This window comes from Paenibacillus sp. CFBP13512, assembly GCF_005233705.1.
GTDB lineage: Bacteria > Bacillota > Bacilli > Paenibacillales > Paenibacillaceae > Saccharibacillus > Saccharibacillus nuruki.
Genome location: NZ_QGAD01000007.1, coordinates 181,764 through 199,591 on the forward strand (window position 1 = coordinate 181,764; position 17,828 = coordinate 199,591).

Genomic DNA, 17,828 nt, shown 5'->3' on the forward strand with positions numbered 1-17,828 from the left:
AAAATAAATAAGCGATGCCTTTTCTCTACAGACAGAGGGGCATCGCTTATTTATGTAGAAGAGCTGGAAAAGGGTTGAGCAATATGAGAAGGAATCAATAACCCCAATGTACTCATTTCTTGCAATATACAGCTCACATGGTAATTGTAAATAATCTGCTGAGAAGAGGTATCCAGTGGCAGTTGAGCCATCAGATGACTGTGATGTTGCTCGGGCAGATCCCAATGATGATGAGTGGGTAATTCATCGGTGAGCAGACGAATCATTCGCATATGAGAGTACGTATTGTGATAGACATCGATTTCTTGCTCCAGATGCTCTAACATTTGCTGCTTATTCTTTTTGAGATGAAATTCAGAAGCATAGGTCTCATATGCTTTTTCCAAATTAGCCATATCTTTTTTGAGTGGACTAATATGAATAGTTCCACCTTCACGTAGCAATTCATGAGCGAGCTTGGTGAGGTGTTTACGTAATACACTACGCATCTGCTCCATCGACCGTTCATGATCTGGCGGAAAAACGAGATAATTAACCAGTACAGCGACACTAATCCCGATCAATGTATCTGCGACACGGTGCATACCATACAGAAAAGGGCTTTCCCCGGGGCGTAAATTCAGCATAATCGCTAGAAAAACAATACTGGCAATCGAGATCGATTTGTTCCATTTGAGCAAATTACAAATATAGATCACAATCACGATACCAATTGCAGAATAGACGGCACTATGCGGATCGATCCATGCAAAAACAAAGCCAATTGCCGCACCCACCAGTGTACCCATCATTCGGTTTTTGCCTACGGTATATGAGTTGGTTACCGAATTTTCCATAGCAATGATAGTTGCAATCACTGCGTAGAAAGGATACTCTAATTGCAGAAGTTGTGAGATAATGATGCAAATAAAAACAGCCAGTGCTGTTTTGAGATTACGCATACCTACTAAAAATTTCATAAGATTTCTGTGATTCCTTCCTAGAAAATAGTGAATCCTGATACATATCTGTAAGGAGGTCGATATTCGTTACCCTATGCTTTAATACCCTTAAATAAGGACGATTAAAAATATATAGTTTACTAACTGAGTGGAGGAATATAATGATGATTACCAAAAAGAAAATAATACAATTCTCTCTTATCTGTACAGCTTGTGCTGGGATACTGGTGAGTGTAAGCCCATTATCTTTACCTGCTACTACACAAGTGGTAAGTGCCGCCAGTAGCAAAGCCGATCAGAGTACAGATGTCACTTCCAAATTACAGCTAGTGGGTCAGCCTTTTTCTACACCTGCATATGCTCGTAATGTATGGGATATGCAAGTATTTGATGGCAAAATTTATCTGGGTCATGGCAATAGTAGCAATGCTGAGCCTTCACCTAATGCAGGGCCGATCCCTATTGTCTATTATAATCCTCAAACCAGTCAATTTGTAACGGAAAAAGTCACATACACCGATCCAAAAACAGGCAAACAAAGCACAGAAGATGCAACAAGTGAAGAACAGATCGATACCTTCAAAATTTTGAAAGGCAAACTCTATATTCCGGGTAACGATTCCAAAAGTGAACAGTGGAGCTTCGGTAATTTCTACAAGCTAGATGGCGGTCAATGGAACAAATATCGTAATTTGCCAGACGGTATCCATGTATACGATATGGCTTATTATCATGGGAAATTGCTAGCGGCGATCGGTACAGATACCGCACCCAAAGTACTGATTTCAGACGATAATGGAGAGAATTGGAAAGAACTCGCTCAGATCAAAGGATTAGGCACAAGAGCATATAAGTTTTTTGAATTTAAAGGAACATTATATGCAGCTGCTATCTTAATGCCTAATAACAATATCTGGGGAGATCAGACCCATCTTCTTGCGATTGACAAAAAATTTAATGTGACACAACAACAAGTATCCGGTACTAATTTGTTGCCCGGTATGACCTATGTACAGACAGCTGGCAAAACACCGTATATGAAAATGGGCAAAACAGTCGTATTTAGAAAGCAACTTGCTTATATTGTAGGCGATGTATACAATGACGCTCAATTAGCGCCTAAAGCGTTAATCGTTACTAAAAATATTGCAGACCCTGCACGTACAGTGACATTCCCTGATACCCATGCATTGCCTACTGATATTACCACACGTCCTAATAAAACCTATGTGCTTACGTATACAAAGCAAGCAGACGGTTCGTATATCAACCGTGTTTATATGACAAAGAATCTAACCAAATGGACACAAATCTTGCAATTCAATCAAGATACGTATGCCAAGTCATTTGAAGAACTAGACGGTGATTTCTATTTCGGACTGGGAACAGACACCAAGCCTGTATCCGAATCGGCAGGTAAGATTTTGAAAGTGAAAGCTTCTGATCTTAAAGGAAAGTCTTAATCGGATCAAAGATTGAAAGTAACCGATGTGAGTGTTAAACTTACATCGGTTTTTGCTATACACATTAAAATAATACCGTTTATTATTTCACACAATTTAATTTATAGAATGGTATTTGCAAACATATGTACAATGTGTTATATTAGTTGAGTACTCAATAGTTGACGGGTCAATTAATAAGAAGTGATTGAATTGAGAACATGCTATATACTAGCAGTTCTGGATAAAAGGGTTGGTTTTGGACAAGGAGGGACGCTGTGCTTCATTCATCGTCTGAAGATATTTTTAACCAGTTGCAAGGGCTGCATCGTCAGATCAGTAGCGTATTTGAACGTTGTGCTGGCATAAGTGCGTCGCGCCTACAATTGTTGCATCAGCTTTATCAAGTGGAAGAGATCAGTCAGACTTCTTTGCAAAAAACACTGGGTATTGATAGTGCAGCTGTCACTCGACATTTAAAGCAATTGGAAATATCGGGAATGGTGACACGTCGCATGAGTCCTGAAGACAATCGTTTTACACTCGTGCAATTGACTGAAGAAGGTCGGCAGAAAATTCTAGCCTACACCAAAGAAAAAGAACAATTTCTTGGAGATATGCTACAGAATTTTGAAGAGAAAGAACAAGAGCAATTATTGGATATGTTGCGTCGTCTCAATCAAAATATGAGTGAGATGTAACGATTAAATTGATATTTCAACTTACATTTAAAGGAGTTTTCCCAATGAATACTGTAAACCAAATTACAAAAACAAATGATTTTAACAAAATTGCTTTAGAGCGTCGTTCAATTAAAAAATACGATCCAACTGTAAAAATCAGCCGTGAAGAAATGACTGAAATTTTGGCTGAAGCAACACGCGCACCATCTTCAATCAACTTACAACCTTGGCGTTTCCTTGTTATCGAAAGTGACGAAGCCAAAGCTACATTGTTGCCACTTGCTATGTTTAACCAACGTCAAGTAGAAACAGCTGCTGCGGTTGTTGCTATTTTCGGTGATCTTCGTCATGAAGAAAATGCAGATGAAATCTTTAATGCTGCTGTAGAAGCGGGTCATATGCCTGCTGACGTAAGAGATCAACAACTTCCGTTTGCTAAAGCTTATTATGAAAATATTTCTGATGCTGCACGTAAAGATATCGCATTGATCGATAGCGGTCTTGTAGCAATGCAATTGATGTTGGTTGCTCGTGCTCATGGTTATGACACGAATGCAATCGGTGGATATGACAAAACTAAAATTGCTGAAGCATTTGGTATGGAAAAAGATCGTTATGTACCTGTAATGTTGTTGTCTATGGGTAAAGCAGACAGCGAAGGTCACGGTTCAGGTCGTCTTCCTGTAGAAAAAGTAGCAGAGTGGAAATAATCATCTACAACGTAGATGTGATCATATAAATAACAAAAACAGCAAAAAAACCTCCTTGCACAGTATTCGTGTTTAGGAGGTTTTTTACTGTTTTAGAATCAGAGATAGTTAGTTTTTGATTTTTACCGCTAACATACCTAAATATTCTTTGATCGCTGTAGCCGTCGAGGACATAGCGCTTGCTGATGGATAGAATTTGCTGAAATACATCGACGAAGGCTGACTTACCCAGTAATCGGTTGGGAAAGGTTGAACGGTCAAGCCTACACGCTTGAACTGCATGACAGAGCGTGGAAGATGAAATCCAGAGGTGACCAATATCGGATGAGATAATCCTTTTTCTTTTAAAATCACAGCCGTATTGTTAGCATTCTGCGCTGTATTAAGCGAGCGATTTTCAACCATAAGCTTACTTTCCTCTACACCCATGCCCAAAAGCTGGCGTTTCGCAATATCAGCTTCATTTCCACTATCTGAGAAGACCTGTCCACCCGAAAATAAAATCGGCAAACCGGTAATTCGGTGAAGACGTGCGGCTGTGATCAGACGGTTACCTGCTGAACCATACATATTACCTGTACCATCAATATCAGGTGTACCTTTAGAAGCTCCAGCACCAAGCACTACAATAACATCACCTTGAAGTTCAGCTACCGTAGGTTGTGGATACTGACGTTCTAGACTACCAATCAGTAGATTACTAACAATGCTAATCGAAGATATGTAGAGTAATAGTGTAATTGCTAACAGAACCATAGCTACGTTAAATTGACTTCGCCACAACCAGACCGTCATACCGAATAGTAGAACAATAAAAAGTCCGGGAGGGAGTACAAAACTATACAAAAATTTGATAATGTAAATCAAAACCGATCAACCGCCTTCTTTATTGCGCAACAGAGACACAATCCATTGGAATCAACTTAGAACATTAGATGTATTGTAACACGGTTATATCGATCATAAAACAAGCGTAATAAATAAAGACAGCTCAAGTGTATACTGATCCTAAAGATCGGGTATGCTTGGCTGTCTTTAATTGGTTTATACATCCACCTTTTGATCGGCTTCATTAAAAGTGGAGAGTTCTAGCTCAGGCCACTGAATATGATGCTTGGTATGACTGAGCTTTTCATAACATAGAACCGAACCTTTTTGAAATAATCGAGTTAATACATGCATCAAAAAGCTAATATCAATCACAAATAATAATAAGCTACATAACGCACGCCAGACTGTATGAATATCAGGCAACACGATTAGATCACTCAAAATGTTGTTAAGCCCGAGAAATACCCAATACAATAACCCATAACGAATCGTTAAAGCTAGCAAAGATACTCTGGAGTGATCAGGACGTGTGCTAGTGACATAGATACGAACAATCCATTTACCTACCGTAATCCCATGCGTCCAATAAGGAATCAGAATGTAATAGATACCACTCGATATCCAGAAAGGAATAGGAATATCATTCAAAGTAAGCAAAATCATCAATAAATACCAGATAACTAGGTCAATCATAAAAGCCACAGCACGACGCGTATAAGACACACGTTTACTGGCACGATCAATATGGCGATCCAGATGTTCAATACGAGGGAGCCGCTTCGCAATCCATTCGGCAATCAAGAATCCAAGAATACCACCAAGTGTATTACAAAGTAGATCATCAATATCAAATATCCGGTAAGCATGATCATAGATACCATAGATTCCTGTGAGTTGAGTCGTTTCAAACCAGAGCGATAACATAAACGATAATATCAATCCACTTAGCCAGCGAACTCTAAAATAATAGCGTAAAAACATTCCAAACGGCACCGTCAGTAAAATATTAAATACCACTTGTAAAAAAGCTCGCTCGACAAACATATGCCAGTACGTAGATGGATGCCTAAAGGAAACCGACGTTTCTTTCAAAAAGTCATATACAAATTGCAATGGCAATAATTGTAGATCACCATTCGCTAAAGCTGGATTATGACGAGAAGAAGGTAACGGTAGAATCACTAGAAAAAAAGCATTCATCAGATATAGTAACAGCAAATATAGCGTGATCGCACGTACTTTGTGAATATAACCATATTTGCGATACTGCACGATTAGAAAAGGCAAAGTGAACAAAGCCGCTACAAATGGAAAAGCAATAAAAGCATAGGCGATAGGGAATAGATAAGATTGATACATTGGTTGGACACCTGCCAGCAAGTAAATTGTATTTTTAGTCTAATGTATCTTTTTTTCATATTCCATTCTGTTTAGTGAGCAGATTTGCGGAACTTAAAGATAGACCATACAATCAGAAAAGCTAAGAAGATCAAGCAAGCACCAATACTGATTCGATTGTTCGCATCAAATATAAACAATATTGCAATGACTGCCAGACACAGAGTAGTGATTCCTGTGATATAAGGATATCCCCAGATACGGAATGTTGGCTCAATCGGATAGACTTTTCTTAATTTTAACTGAGCAAGACAGATACTAATCCAGACTAACAACACCACAAATCCAGGAACAGCAAGTAAAATACCAAATACTTGATCTTGAGCGACATAAGCAAGCATGGCTCCACCCAAAAGAACAACCGCACATAAAATCAAACTGTTGATCGGTACTCCTTTGGATGATGTTTTGGCAAGTGCTTTGGGTGCTTCATTATTTGTAGCTAGTGAATGTAACATCCGAGTTGCTCCATAGATTCCGGAGTTCGCAGCAGACAATACAGCAGTAATTAGAATAAAGTTCATAATATGAGCTGCACCTTGCAGTCCTGTCGAAGATAATACTTGTACAAATGGACTGGTCTGATCACTAAGTTGATTCCATGGAATCAGTCCACAGATGATTAGAATCGGTAAGGTATAAAATAAAACAACACGCAAAATAAAGCTTTTCACCACTTTAGGCAATATTTTATCAGCATTTTCTGTTTCTGTTAACGTAAGTCCGATCAGTTCAGATCCACCATACGAGAACATGACGACCAGAAGAGCAGATATAATCGCTGTCCAACCATTAGGGAAAAATCCGCCATGAGCAGTAAAATTGCTCAAGTAAGGTGTAGGATCGCTAGGAATAATACCGAATAACAGTAGACCTCCTAGAGCGATAAATACAATAATCATGCCTATTTTGATACCAGCAAGCCAGAATTCGACTTCACCTAGATTGCCGACACTCATCGTATTAATTAATAAAATAAATACAGCACTTGCTAGACTAAGTATCCATAGAGGGACATCCGGCATCCAGTACTGAAGAAAGCTACCCGCAGCAATGACTTCGATTACGCAGACCGATAACCACATAAAGCAGTACAACCAGCCTACAATAAAAGATAATCGTTCGCCAAAAGCCTGACGAATAAAGTCTTTCATATTCATATTAGGATAAACAGTAGCCATCTCTGCGATCGCACCCATGACCACTAATAGTAATATTCCTGCAAAAATATAGGTGAAAATAACGCCCGGTCCTGCTAACCCTATTGTTTCAGAACTCCCTTTAAAAATCCCTGTTCCGATTACGCCACCCATAGCCATAAATGTAATATGACGTGGACGTAATTTTTTCTGTAATGATGCTTCTTCTTTGACGTTCAACGTTCCAATCCTCCTCCATAAATACACACACTCTATATATATCGTTCGTTCAGACTATCTATATTACACCAGAATGTAAGCATGAGAAATGAATTTAATATGTAGTTGCTAACTCGGTAGCTAGTAACATCGATTTGACTCTATCTAGATAGACAAAAAAAGAGGAAACAGAATCATTCTGCTTCCTCTTTTTTATTATTTTTGAAGTACACTTGCCAGTACATCGTCGATGATTTGACCGTTAGCGATCGCACCGGTGTACAACCAGCTTGAATCTGCACTGAAATCATAGACATGACCTTTTTTGACTGCCGGAATGTTTTGCCATACCGCAGGGCTAGTGATTTCTTCTTTAGATTGTTCGGTACTGTTAATCAAAAATAAATAATCAGCATCCAGATCAGTTAATTTTTCTAACGAAATGGCTTGCCAGTTTGCTTCACCTGATTTGGAAATTTCCTCTACAACCACAGGGGCTTTTAAGCCCAGATCGTTATAAAGTACATCTCCACTGGATAAGTTACGACTTACCACATAGATATTTTTACCTGTCACCCATAACGCAGCCGCTGATTCGTTACCAATCTGTTGTTGCAGTTGGTCTTTTGCTTTTTTGGCTTTGGCTTCATAATCCACTAACACTTTCTTGGCTTCATTGCTTTTGCCAAGTACATCACCTATAGTGAGCAATTCTTCTCGCCAATCGTTATTTTGCTTTTTGCCGACTACATAAGTCGGTGCAATCTGATTGTATTGAGCATATTTGTCGCCAGCTACCATTTCGGCGCTATCCATCAAGATCAGATCAGGATTAGTATTCAGTACCGCTTCATAAGGAAGAGTAGAATCGATAGGAGGAACGTTAGCTAATTGTTTTTGCAAATAACCTTGTGTATTTCCTTCACCGATTGCCCATTGTGCAACAGGTGTTACTCCCAAAGCCACTAAAGGATCTTCCAAATACGAAGCCAAGACACGCTGTGGATTTGCAGGTACTTTGACTACATTTCCTACTGCATCGGTTAATGTACGCTCTGTAGGAATCGATTCTGTGGTTGCTGTATTTTCAGTACTTGTTGCGGGTGCTGGTGTAGATGTGCCTGAAGAACAAGCACTTAATAAAAGTCCCACGCTTAATAATAAAATAAGGGTTGCCGAGTAAGTATGCTTACGGTTCATGTGTATATTCCCTCCACCAAGTTGTTGAAAATGATTATCATCCTCATCGCTAGTATAGCTTTAAATGTATACCATCACAACGAAAAATAAAGAGATTTGCAACATTTTCTTAGAAATATAACGTTAACCTAGGATCAGATCGGAAAATATCCTGTTTTTCTTACTAATTGTTGACCTTGCTTGGACAAGATCCAATTTAAAAAAGGTTGAATATTAGGATTCGCTGTATCCGTTGAATCTTTTGCTGTACGATCCGAAGCTGTAATCGCATAAAAAGGAGTAATAATAGGATAACTTTCATTACGAATCGATGCTTCATCTGGATATACGCCATCTACAGCGAGCAGACGGATATCAGCATTAGCATGCATTTGGGTGGCGAAATAGTGAAAAGAATATCCAATCGCATTTTTGTAATTTCGATAATCAGCAGTCTGTTCCATAATTCCACCCATACCTGATGCTACATCGTCTACAATTGGAGTCATCGGTGATTGATCACCCATCCAGCGCCGTAACATCGCTTGACTACCACTATCTTCAGGACGTTGAAAAGCACGAATCGGATCATTATTGCCTCCAACTTGTTGCCAATTGGTGATTTCACCTGTATAGATTTGCTTGATCTGTGCAGAAGTTAGGTTATGTACCGGATTATTTTTATGTACAAAAAATACAAAAGCTTCGCGTCCGATCGGTTGCATATTTAATTTTAATCCTTTAGCTTGAGCTAATTTTTCTTGTTCTTTTGATGGAGCTGCGGCAAAGATCATATCTACACGATGATGAATTAACTGTTTGTACGCTTGACCTGTTCCTGTCATTCGAACACTACTTTTTTTATCATTAGGCTTATAATCGTTAGCTGGATAGACGGCTCTGACAAAAGCAGAATAAAGTGGATACAGAGCGGTTGCACCATCTAATACAGGTAATTGATCCTGAGCAGATAGTGTATAGGTTGAAGGTTTATCTAATGTGACCACTTTAGTATGATCAGCAAAAGGAAGATAATCATCGACATTGACATCTTGTTCACTCACAATTAAATGTTGATCATACGCACGATGAATATGATAACCGACAGCTGTTAGTACAAATAAACCAAGACTGATTTTGATAGCTAATGGAAAAAATCGCTGACGAGCAATCGACTGAATATTACTCAAAATCACTGCAATGATCATTGCACCTGCCAATACAAAAATAAACGGAATATAAAAAGGCTGTGAATTGCTGAATAAAGCAACAACAATCAATCCTACAAAAGCTAAAAATAAAATCGCCAGAATCGCTCCAAAGCTTGCAAATAAATGATCTGCTTTGTCTTCTTTCAACACAAAACCTCCTTTAACGTAGCTTGCTTTTCTATTCTACAATCTAGGATTGTACAGCATGATGTGCGGGCAACTCTGGAAAATCATTGATCTCTAACACAATCGGGCAATGATCACTACCCATAATCTGATGATCAATTGAAGCATCGATAAGATAAGGAGCAAGACGTTCAGAAGCTAGAAAATAATCGATACGCCAGCCGATATTACGTTCACGTACTTTGGACATGTACGACCACCAGCTATACACATCGGTCGTATCCGGATAGAAATAACGGAATGTATCCATAAAGCCTGCATTCAATAATTCGGTCATTTTACCGCGTTCTTCGGTCGTAAAGCCTGAATTGCCATGATTGGACTTGGCATTTTTGACATCAATATCGAGATGAGCGACATTCAGATCACCACAGATAATAACCGGCTTAAGCTGATCCAATTGCTGAACATAGTGTCGGAACCGATTTTCCCATTCTAAGCGATACGGTAGGCGTGTCAGATCACGCTTGGCATTGGGCGTATACACATTAACCAGATAAAAATTCTGAAATTCCAGTGTGATCATACGACCTTCTTCTTCAGCATTTTCTTCTATACCGTAATATACAGATAGAGGCTTCACTTTAGTAAAAATAGCTGTACCGGAGTATCCTTTTTTGACCGCATAATTCCAGTATTGATGATAACGATCTCCGTGATCCATTTCAATCTGTCCCGCTTGTAATTTGGACTCTTGAATACAGAAAATATCAGCATTCATAAGGTCGAAATACTCGTTAAATCCTTTTTTAACTGCTGCACGCAGTCCATTTACATTCCAAGATATTAATTTCATAAGTAAGCTATTCTCCTTTGTCAGACTTTTCATAGTGTACCACAACCAGTTATGATAAGAATCTAGCATTACCAACACCAAAGGAGCTCATTATGAAAGTATGCTTATTAATCCACGGATTTACCGGAGGAGAACATGAAGTATCTCCATTAGCTGAATATTTAGCACAACAAGGTTATCTAGTGAAAATGTTTACGTTAAAAGGGCATGGTGGCAGTAAAACCGATCTTCGTAACACTGATCGTTATGATTGGATCGAGAGTGCTGAAATACAATTAAACCTATTGCTAACTACATATTCTAAAATACATCTTATTGGCTTTTCAACGGGGGCATTAATAGCAGCTCATTTAGCTGTTACATATCCAGATCGTATCTGCTCTTTGACGATGCTGTCTACCCCTGTTTTCCCGCTCAATCCACAGCAGATTATTCGTACACTATATCGCTGGCCTATGGTGAAAGCTTATATTCGCAATTTCTTTGTTGTGCCTTCCAAAGCGACACGCGAATTTTACCGGATTGTTCATGAATCATTCGCTATTTATCCTCAGATCAAAATCCCTGCACTAATTGTACAGGGGGATGCTGATCATTTAGTCAAACCCAAAAGTGCTGCTTATCTAGCCCAACATCTAGGCACCTCTGATACGCAATTGGTGATTGTACCAGATAGTGGACATTTGGTCTGTTATGCAGCACATAAACATCTAGGTTTTACAGCTATTCACAATTGGATCAACACTTACTCTATTCCTCAGGTAGATGAATAGAACACTTCTGAATGTTTGCTGCTAGACCACCTACTTGTACGCTTTCGATCGATCCTTGAGTATTCAGTTGTAGTGTGGTTAGCAGGCGGGAAGGTAAATTCATCGTATACCCTTGTTCAAAAATAAAAGGTGCAGTAGCTGTGACTGGAATAGAGTTATGCTGATGGAGATAGCATATTAATGCTCCTGTAGAAGTACCTGTAGCACTTTCTTCTGGAATATCGTACAGTGGAGCAAAGTTACGACATTGTGCAATAGCATCACCCGTTGTATCCAGTGTAAATAAGTGATAACCGACAACATCATACTTTTGTGAAATGTTTTTGATCTGCTCTAAATTAGGCTCTATGCGTTGTAACGTAGCTAACGAACGAATAGGGATCATCAGATCTCGCAATCCTGTAGATACGATCTGAACAGGTAAATCTACACTTAATTCAGATACAGAAATCCCTAACGAATCTGCAATCTCATGAGGGTCGATTTCGATATCAAATTGAGGTAATGTCTGTGTTAAAAATACATAATGATCATCTTGAATATGTACGTCCAATCGTCCTGCTAACGTCTCAATCTGATATTTGCCAGGGCGAATATGTTGCTGATTCACCATCAAATAAAAACTAGCAATCGTAGCATGACCACATAGATCCACTTCATGATTCGGTGTAAAATAACGAATGTAATAATCAGCGACTGTAGAAGGCAGGATAAAAGCAGTCTCTGAAAAGCCTAACTGGTGCGCAATATGCTGCATTTGTGCGGTCGATAAATGACTGGCATCCAGTACAACACCCGCAGGATTACCGCCTTGTTCTTGATAGGAAAAAGCATTTAAAGTATACACTTCAATATCCATTCTCAATCCCCTTTCTCAATATACGAAAGTATATCATGAGTAAAAAGTGATTCAAGAAAAGATTTTGACTGTAATAAGGTAATAGCAGAAGTTTAGAATAATGTATTTTATATTGTTTGCGTTCATCTTTTTAGCAATTAAATTGCTATTCACAAAAATATATGCTAGAATCCTACCGATGCTTTAATACAGCTTAGTCCCACTCCTTTAGTGCGTTACATTCTCCGTTTGGAGCGTGTATATTCGATTCAGGCGGATCAACGTCTCTCGGATGGACAGCCCGGCATATGGAACCGGTCAGAAAATCAAAGTGGAGGTTATCTCAAAAGATGAAAAAATTACCCGCTCTTCTTATATCTTGTGCATGTTTGTTCGGTACAGCTACGGTGGCTACGCCAGCCCATGCATTGATGCTGACACAAGGTATGCAAAATGAACAAGTAAGTCAGGTACAGGAGCAACTGGCTTCACGCGGATATTTTCATGTTGGCGTTACCGGTTATTACGGTCAAATTACCAGCAAAGCCGTTAAAAATTTTCAAAGAGATCATGGATTAACAGCAGACGGAGTTGTAGGCCCTGCAACCATGAAAAGGCTTAACCCGTCAGGCAAAGTCAACAATCACTCATTGAATATGTTAGCTAAAATTATCTATGCTGAAGCTCGTGGAGAATCATTCCGTGGACAAGTGGCGGTAGGTGCAGTCGTGTTGAATCGTGTGCAATCAAATCAATTCCCTAATTCGATCTCTGCTGTTATTTTACAACCCGGACAATTTACAGCAGTGCAAGATGGACAATACGGAATGAGACCGAATCAGAGAGCTTATGATGCAGCAAGACAAGCATTGAATGGTGTCGATCCAACGAACGGATCACTTTACTATTACAATCCTAAGATTGCAACGTCTAGCTGGAGTATTGCCCGTCCTAAAGTGATTTCTTTAGGTCAACATACATTTACGAACTAATTCAATAGAGATAAACAATATAATTTAATTGCCGTTTTGCTGATTCTATATGTGTAGAAAAGCAAAGCGGCTTTTTGCTTTAGACTTCAGGTCGATGAGTAGGTAGAAGATATATTATTTTGCCAAATGTTGAATGAATAGGTTATTAAGTGGAAGAAGGGCAATATTATTCTAATCACATCTAAACATTTATTAGTAGGGATGTGATGATCGATGACAAAATGGAAAATATTCTATTATCGAAATGTCAGCATAAATTACTGGTCGATGCCTCATGGAATCGATCCCAAAAAGTTGTTTGCGAGATTGTACGAATGATAGAAACACCCAGACCGAAATAACTTGAGATTCCAAGCTATTTCGGTCTGGGCGTTCGATTGTACGGGCTGATACCGCGTATGCCTGACAAACTGGCAGGGCTTTTTTTACGTTGAGGAAGCGGAAAGGCTCGTGCATAGAAGCTCAGAGGCTAAAAAGAGGAATTCATGAGCATAATCGCTTCTCAGATCCAGATAAGCCCAGCAAGGACATCATCTCTAAGTTGATAGTTCAAGAGAAGAACTATTAGGCTTTTCCTCATCACTTAAAACAAGCTTCTAATATCCGTTTAACCCATCTTCAATATATTCCAATAGATCAGATGAATGATTGCGATATCTTATTTTCATTTTTGCTAAAAGTTCAACAGCTTTCTCGCCTCTAATCTCATCGACTGCACAAGCCACACCTATGAGTTCATCTTCCGCCAAGAGATCCGATTCTGCCGACGGCTGCAATAAAGACTCCAATAGAAACAAACCGTTTTCATTTTTCAGTCCACCAATCACATTGATCAGGACAAGCCGTATACTTTTGATACCGAGCAGATCCTCGATTGTATCTAGAGCATAGCGAGGGTTTCTACGTCCAACCGCGCTAAGAGCTTCTTGTAATTCGTATTCAAAATCATTCGGATCAATACGTCCTAGCTCGGGAGGATGTAATAAAATATCAATTAAAATATCGAACGAATCGTCTCCAAAAGTATCGTAGACATCCGTATGCATTTTAATAAAATCCTCAACAGAATCCATTTTTTGGAATGGGCTAAGTCCGTCGCATAAATATTTAAGAACCTCTACAATTGTATCTCTATCGTTTCTTAGCATACATAATCTCCTTTCAACATATTATTCTTCTACTACAAGTTCATAAATCGTTCTCGAAGTTTCAGATCCGACCCAATAGCCCACGCCTCCTGCTGCAAGCGTTCCTACTCCATGTGCCGCCCATGCCCAAGGTCCCGCTACATCCGCAGGTGCCCACCAAGCCGCAAAAGCAGTTGCTGAGGCAGTTGCTCCTGTCCAGCCTCCGGTGGATTCAACGATAGCTTTTACTTTATCCTCTGCCACATAAACCTTGTAAATATCAGCTCCTACGCCTACTACAATTAATACTTTACCTCCATAACGAAAAACATTGTTCACGATTCCCGTCCATTGATTCGATTTAGCTAAAGCTTCAGCAGATTCAATCAATGCAGGTTCTGCTACAATTCCGCGTTCCTTGATAAGTCTGGTTAAGTTTGTAATTCCACCGTCAACTTGAATTTTCGAAGCATCTGCGACTATTGCAAACTTACCATTTCCTGTTTTCGAAAATAGGCTACCATTTAGTATAACTTCTCCAACTTTAGATGTAGAGAGTCTAACTTTTTCTCCCACTTCATTCCACATTAATCTTTCCGCAATTTTATGCTGAGTTTTTGCTACTAAATTCATTTCTTTTGAGTTTAATTTTGCATCAATAGCTTTACCTGTTTGTTGTAATCTATAGGATTTAATTTTTGTTTCGGCTTCAGTCCTAGAAGCATCTTTATATTTATTATATATCTCAAGTAACGCAGTCTCATCAAAAACAAGCACATCTTTCGGCATATTGATTTTAACATCAATTTGAAAATCTTTCGTTTTATCAATACCAGTATAGGGGTTGCCTTCCAGTACAAAAAATGCCGAACCTCCATTGTTTGAAAGTTCCGGCTTCCACGCGGGTTCGCCTTTGGACAGATTTTTCAAAACCTCTAGGGCGACTTCAGGTGTCACTTTGGTGTTTGCAGATGATGAAGGTGAATCACCTCTAGAAGGAGGATAGTAGAACCGAAATACTTCTTCAGCAAACTCTTCTGCTTCGCGTTCTTCGATCTCTTGTTTAAAAGTTCCTGAATCTTCTTCCCAGAATCCTCGGAAATTTTTAAGTGTCATGTATCCCCAAGCTGTACCAGCGACCGAAGACCAGACATGAAATTCATAAGGATAAGGAGCATAGCCTTTATTCGAATAAACCATGGCTCCGCTAGGATTAGCCGCTTGCATATTCAGCATCGATTGAGTCAAAGGACTTACATCTTGATTCAATCTCAAACCCAATGCAATGACTCCCCATGTCCCTTCAGACCAAACGATATCAGGTGCATCGGGATACGATGAGCTTTTTAAGTAAGGTTTATACCCGGATAATGAAGCCTGCGAAACGAAAGAAGTATTGTATGAGTTTTTTTCAGTGCTAGAAGAAAGGCTCTGACCGCTTAAATAAAATCGATTTGTAGTATCCATTGAGGCTTGTGCCATAGATTCATCGCCGATAGCATGGGCAAAAATCCCTCCCCATGAACTTGTATCCAAAGCATAGGCATCATCTCCTAATCCTTGATAAAAACGCTTTTCGGATGCCTTCCAATGATTTTTTGTAAGCGAATCGCGGACCGCTTTTGCGGCATCAAAATAATAAGGTTTTTTGCTCAATTCATATAAATCTCGAAAAAAGAAATAGCAATCGATATTATGCTCTGTCGAATACCAATTTACATCGGGGCCACCTTTAAAACTTCCAGTCGATTTATCTTGCATAGTAAGTAAATAATTTGCGATTTTTTCGGAAAAGGGACGATAGGTTGAATCGGCGAAATACTTTTCATACACAACAGCTGCGTATCCAACCCAGGCTATCGCCCCGGATCTTTTAGCCGTGTCCAGTTTGCCTGAATAAACGTCGTATGCAAACTCTAAAGAACCGTCATTTTCCTGTAAAACCTGTAAAGATGATAAAATTTTTGATGCTCTGTCTTGATTGCCGGCCATAGAAAAAGCGATAACAGCAAGAGCATCATCATAAATCCAGCTTCTTCTATTGATGTTGGCAATTCGATCAGGATCATCGTTAGGAACTTGGAAAGAGCGTACAAGATTATAAATTGGAATTTCTGTAGACGTAATTACTTCTCCATGATCGATTTTCACCAAACTAGCTACTTTTGTGCCTTCATGTACTGTTGGATAATAATCCACAATATCGCGGTCAGCATTGAATACAGGCACCGGCTGGGAAACAAACGATCCATCTCTTCGTAATGGGATTTTGGCTTGCACATAAGGTACATCGGATACGGCATATACCCAAACTTGATATTTCGAGTTAATATTTACTTTTGAATCGCCCAAACTACAAACGATTTTTCCATCCGCAGTCATAAGATGCACTGACAAATTTCCGCGAAGCGTCAATTCTCCGGCATCCCACGTACCATTAGAATTTAAAGACACTTCTTTTTTGAAATATTCAATATCTGTTTTATCATATACAGCGATTTTGTAATCGCTTGGATTACTGATATCTGTCCATATTCCATGAATAGAAGAGGGTTCTCCTATAGTATAAGTGCTAGATAAAGCGATATAAGGATAAGCTTTCCAGTCTGAGGAAGCTAATTTGTCTACTTCTACATGACCTTTGACTTCGCCCAAATACGAATCGGAATAGTTCTGTGAAAATTGGATATTCATCTCATACTCAGGTTTATCCTGTTGTTTTGCCAACCAGGTTATCATTTTGACTTGGGCATTTGTTGTATCCGGTAATGAACTTGCATAACTGGCAGAAATCATCGGTACAGGCAGATTAGCGATCTGCACAATCATTAGCATAGCTAACGTAAGTGAAACGACTTTTTTAATCAATGACATGAACTTTGCTCCTTTTTTGAATCTGAAAATCGTATATGAACTCGATGTAGTGTAATCTATTAATACATAGTTTGGTAGGAAAATAATACATAATTTAGAATATAATTATAAATATAACTAAATTAATTACTTAATATTGAAATAAATTGAAAAGAGAGGATTTTTTGCAGTTTTTTTGTGTCAAAAGTAAAATATAAACATTTGTTTAAACAAGAGGGAGCAATGGTTGGACTGGAGCTCTTCGTAAGCTTATTATCAGGTGTAGCACAAAGTTAGCGAAGGAAAGTAGCGCATTGGAGCGCCGGATAGATCTGTATCACGAGATTACCACGCATCGCGGGAATTTGTGCTGATCCATATGTTCGATATCTCTTACCGCCGGATAAGGGGAGGAATCGGACTGCTTTATTTGTATATGAGCATTGGTTCATTTTCGTGTAGGGTCAATACCTATCTGGCTGTGTTTATCGCCTGCTTCAAGTCGATGCC

General features: G+C 39.0%; 15 protein-coding genes. 5 read left to right on the forward strand and 10 right to left on the reverse strand.

Annotation, left to right across the window (positions count from 1 at the left end):
- Positions 1-50: 50 nt before the first annotated feature.
- Entirely contained in the window at positions 51-959 is a 909-nt protein-coding gene (locus PaeCFBP13512_RS12505; RefSeq protein ID WP_137223425.1) for an FUSC family protein, read from the reverse strand.
- A 143-nt stretch (positions 960-1,102) separates the two neighbouring features.
- Here PaeCFBP13512_RS12505 and PaeCFBP13512_RS12510 point away from each other — a divergent pair, with 143 nt between their 5' ends.
- The 3 genes from PaeCFBP13512_RS12510 (at position 1,103) to PaeCFBP13512_RS12520 (ending at position 3,776) form a co-directional block, all read left to right on the forward strand.
- Complete coding sequence (locus tag PaeCFBP13512_RS12510) at positions 1,103-2,404, forward strand: hypothetical protein (RefSeq protein ID WP_161594262.1); 1,302 nt, start codon at positions 1,103-1,105, stop codon at positions 2,402-2,404.
- Positions 2,405-2,661: 257 nt separating this feature from the next.
- Positions 2,662-3,084 carry a MarR family winged helix-turn-helix transcriptional regulator gene (locus tag PaeCFBP13512_RS12515; protein ID WP_069329997.1) on the forward strand — a complete coding sequence of 141 codons (423 nt, stop codon included), beginning with the start codon at positions 2,662-2,664 and terminating at the stop codon, positions 3,082-3,084.
- Positions 3,085-3,128: 44 nt separating this feature from the next.
- Positions 3,129-3,776, forward strand: a complete 648-nt coding sequence (locus PaeCFBP13512_RS12520; protein ID WP_069329996.1) for a nitroreductase family protein — start codon at positions 3,129-3,131, stop codon at positions 3,774-3,776.
- Between the two features lie 108 nt (positions 3,777-3,884).
- Here PaeCFBP13512_RS12520 and PaeCFBP13512_RS12525 read toward each other — a convergent pair whose 3' ends face one another.
- The 6 genes from PaeCFBP13512_RS12525 to PaeCFBP13512_RS12550 form a co-directional block, all read right to left on the reverse strand.
- Complete coding sequence (locus PaeCFBP13512_RS12525) at positions 3,885-4,643, reverse strand: YdcF family protein (protein ID WP_137223429.1); 759 nt, start codon at positions 4,641-4,643, stop codon at positions 3,885-3,887.
- A 177-nt stretch (positions 4,644-4,820) separates the two neighbouring features.
- Positions 4,821-5,966 (reverse strand): VanZ family protein, encoded by a 1,146-nt coding sequence (locus tag PaeCFBP13512_RS12530; protein WP_137223431.1) that lies wholly within the window; start codon positions 5,964-5,966, stop codon positions 4,821-4,823.
- Between the two features lie 71 nt (positions 5,967-6,037).
- Positions 6,038-7,384, reverse strand: a complete 1,347-nt coding sequence (locus tag PaeCFBP13512_RS12535) for an amino acid permease (RefSeq protein WP_137223433.1) — start codon at positions 7,382-7,384, stop codon at positions 6,038-6,040.
- Positions 7,385-7,579: 195 nt separating this feature from the next.
- A complete protein-coding gene (locus PaeCFBP13512_RS12540; protein ID WP_137223435.1) occupies positions 7,580-8,563 on the reverse strand; it encodes an ABC transporter substrate-binding protein in 984 nt (327 codons plus the stop codon).
- 134 nt (positions 8,564-8,697) lie between these two features.
- Complete coding sequence (locus PaeCFBP13512_RS12545; protein ID WP_137223437.1) at positions 8,698-9,900, reverse strand: PstS family phosphate ABC transporter substrate-binding protein; 1,203 nt, start codon at positions 9,898-9,900, stop codon at positions 8,698-8,700.
- A gap of 43 nt (positions 9,901-9,943) precedes the next feature.
- On the reverse strand, positions 9,944-10,735 hold the full coding sequence (locus PaeCFBP13512_RS12550) for an exodeoxyribonuclease III (protein WP_137223439.1): 792 nt from the start codon (positions 10,733-10,735) through the stop codon (positions 9,944-9,946).
- A 92-nt stretch (positions 10,736-10,827) separates the two neighbouring features.
- Between PaeCFBP13512_RS12550 and PaeCFBP13512_RS12555 the strand changes: the two genes are divergently transcribed.
- Positions 10,828-11,508 carry an alpha/beta hydrolase gene (locus PaeCFBP13512_RS12555; protein WP_137223441.1) on the forward strand — a complete coding sequence of 227 codons (681 nt, stop codon included), beginning with the start codon at positions 10,828-10,830 and terminating at the stop codon, positions 11,506-11,508.
- On the opposite strand, the gene PaeCFBP13512_RS12560 is transcribed toward PaeCFBP13512_RS12555, so the two are convergent.
- Complete coding sequence (locus tag PaeCFBP13512_RS12560; protein WP_137223443.1) at positions 11,486-12,367, reverse strand: PhzF family phenazine biosynthesis protein; 882 nt, start codon at positions 12,365-12,367, stop codon at positions 11,486-11,488. The two genes, PaeCFBP13512_RS12555 and PaeCFBP13512_RS12560, sit on opposite strands and share 23 nt — an antisense overlap.
- A gap of 329 nt (positions 12,368-12,696) precedes the next feature.
- Here PaeCFBP13512_RS12560 and PaeCFBP13512_RS12565 point away from each other — a divergent pair, with 329 nt between their 5' ends.
- Positions 12,697-13,338, forward strand: coding sequence for a cell wall hydrolase (locus PaeCFBP13512_RS12565; protein ID WP_069329987.1), 642 nt, complete (start codon positions 12,697-12,699; stop codon positions 13,336-13,338).
- Positions 13,339-13,934: 596 nt separating this feature from the next.
- On the opposite strand, the gene PaeCFBP13512_RS12570 is transcribed toward PaeCFBP13512_RS12565, so the two are convergent.
- On the reverse strand, positions 13,935-14,486 hold the full coding sequence (locus tag PaeCFBP13512_RS12570; protein WP_137223445.1) for a hypothetical protein: 552 nt from the start codon (positions 14,484-14,486) through the stop codon (positions 13,935-13,937).
- Positions 14,487-14,507: 21 nt separating this feature from the next.
- Entirely contained in the window at positions 14,508-17,339 is a 2,832-nt protein-coding gene (locus PaeCFBP13512_RS12575) for a hypothetical protein (RefSeq protein ID WP_137223447.1), read from the reverse strand.
- Positions 17,340-17,828 lie beyond the last annotated feature (489 nt).

Bases quoted from the DNA above. Each gene is read 5' to 3' on its own strand.
- PaeCFBP13512_RS12560 (WP_137223443.1), bottom strand. From the start codon at position 12,367: ATGGATATTGAAGTGTATACTTTAAATGCTTTTTCCTATCAAGAACAA.
- PaeCFBP13512_RS12550 (WP_137223439.1), bottom strand. From the start codon at position 10,735: ATGAAATTAATATCTTGGAATGTAAATGGACTGCGTGCAGCAGTTAAA.
- PaeCFBP13512_RS12505 (WP_137223425.1), bottom strand. From the start codon at position 959: ATGAAATTTTTAGTAGGTATGCGTAATCTCAAAACAGCACTGGCTGTT.
- PaeCFBP13512_RS12555 (WP_137223441.1), top strand. From the start codon at position 10,828: ATGAAAGTATGCTTATTAATCCACGGATTTACCGGAGGAGAACATGAA.
- PaeCFBP13512_RS12530 (WP_137223431.1), bottom strand. From the start codon at position 5,966: ATGTATCAATCTTATCTATTCCCTATCGCCTATGCTTTTATTGCTTTT.
- PaeCFBP13512_RS12565 (WP_069329987.1), top strand. From the start codon at position 12,697: ATGAAAAAATTACCCGCTCTTCTTATATCTTGTGCATGTTTGTTCGGT.
- PaeCFBP13512_RS12570 (WP_137223445.1), bottom strand. From the start codon at position 14,486: ATGCTAAGAAACGATAGAGATACAATTGTAGAGGTTCTTAAATATTTA.
- PaeCFBP13512_RS12575 (WP_137223447.1), bottom strand. From the start codon at position 17,339: ATGTCATTGATTAAAAAAGTCGTTTCACTTACGTTAGCTATGCTAATG.
- PaeCFBP13512_RS12520 (WP_069329996.1), top strand. From the start codon at position 3,129: ATGAATACTGTAAACCAAATTACAAAAACAAATGATTTTAACAAAATT.
- PaeCFBP13512_RS12540 (WP_137223435.1), bottom strand. From the start codon at position 8,563: ATGAACCGTAAGCATACTTACTCGGCAACCCTTATTTTATTATTAAGC.
- PaeCFBP13512_RS12510 (WP_161594262.1), top strand. From the start codon at position 1,103: ATGATGATTACCAAAAAGAAAATAATACAATTCTCTCTTATCTGTACA.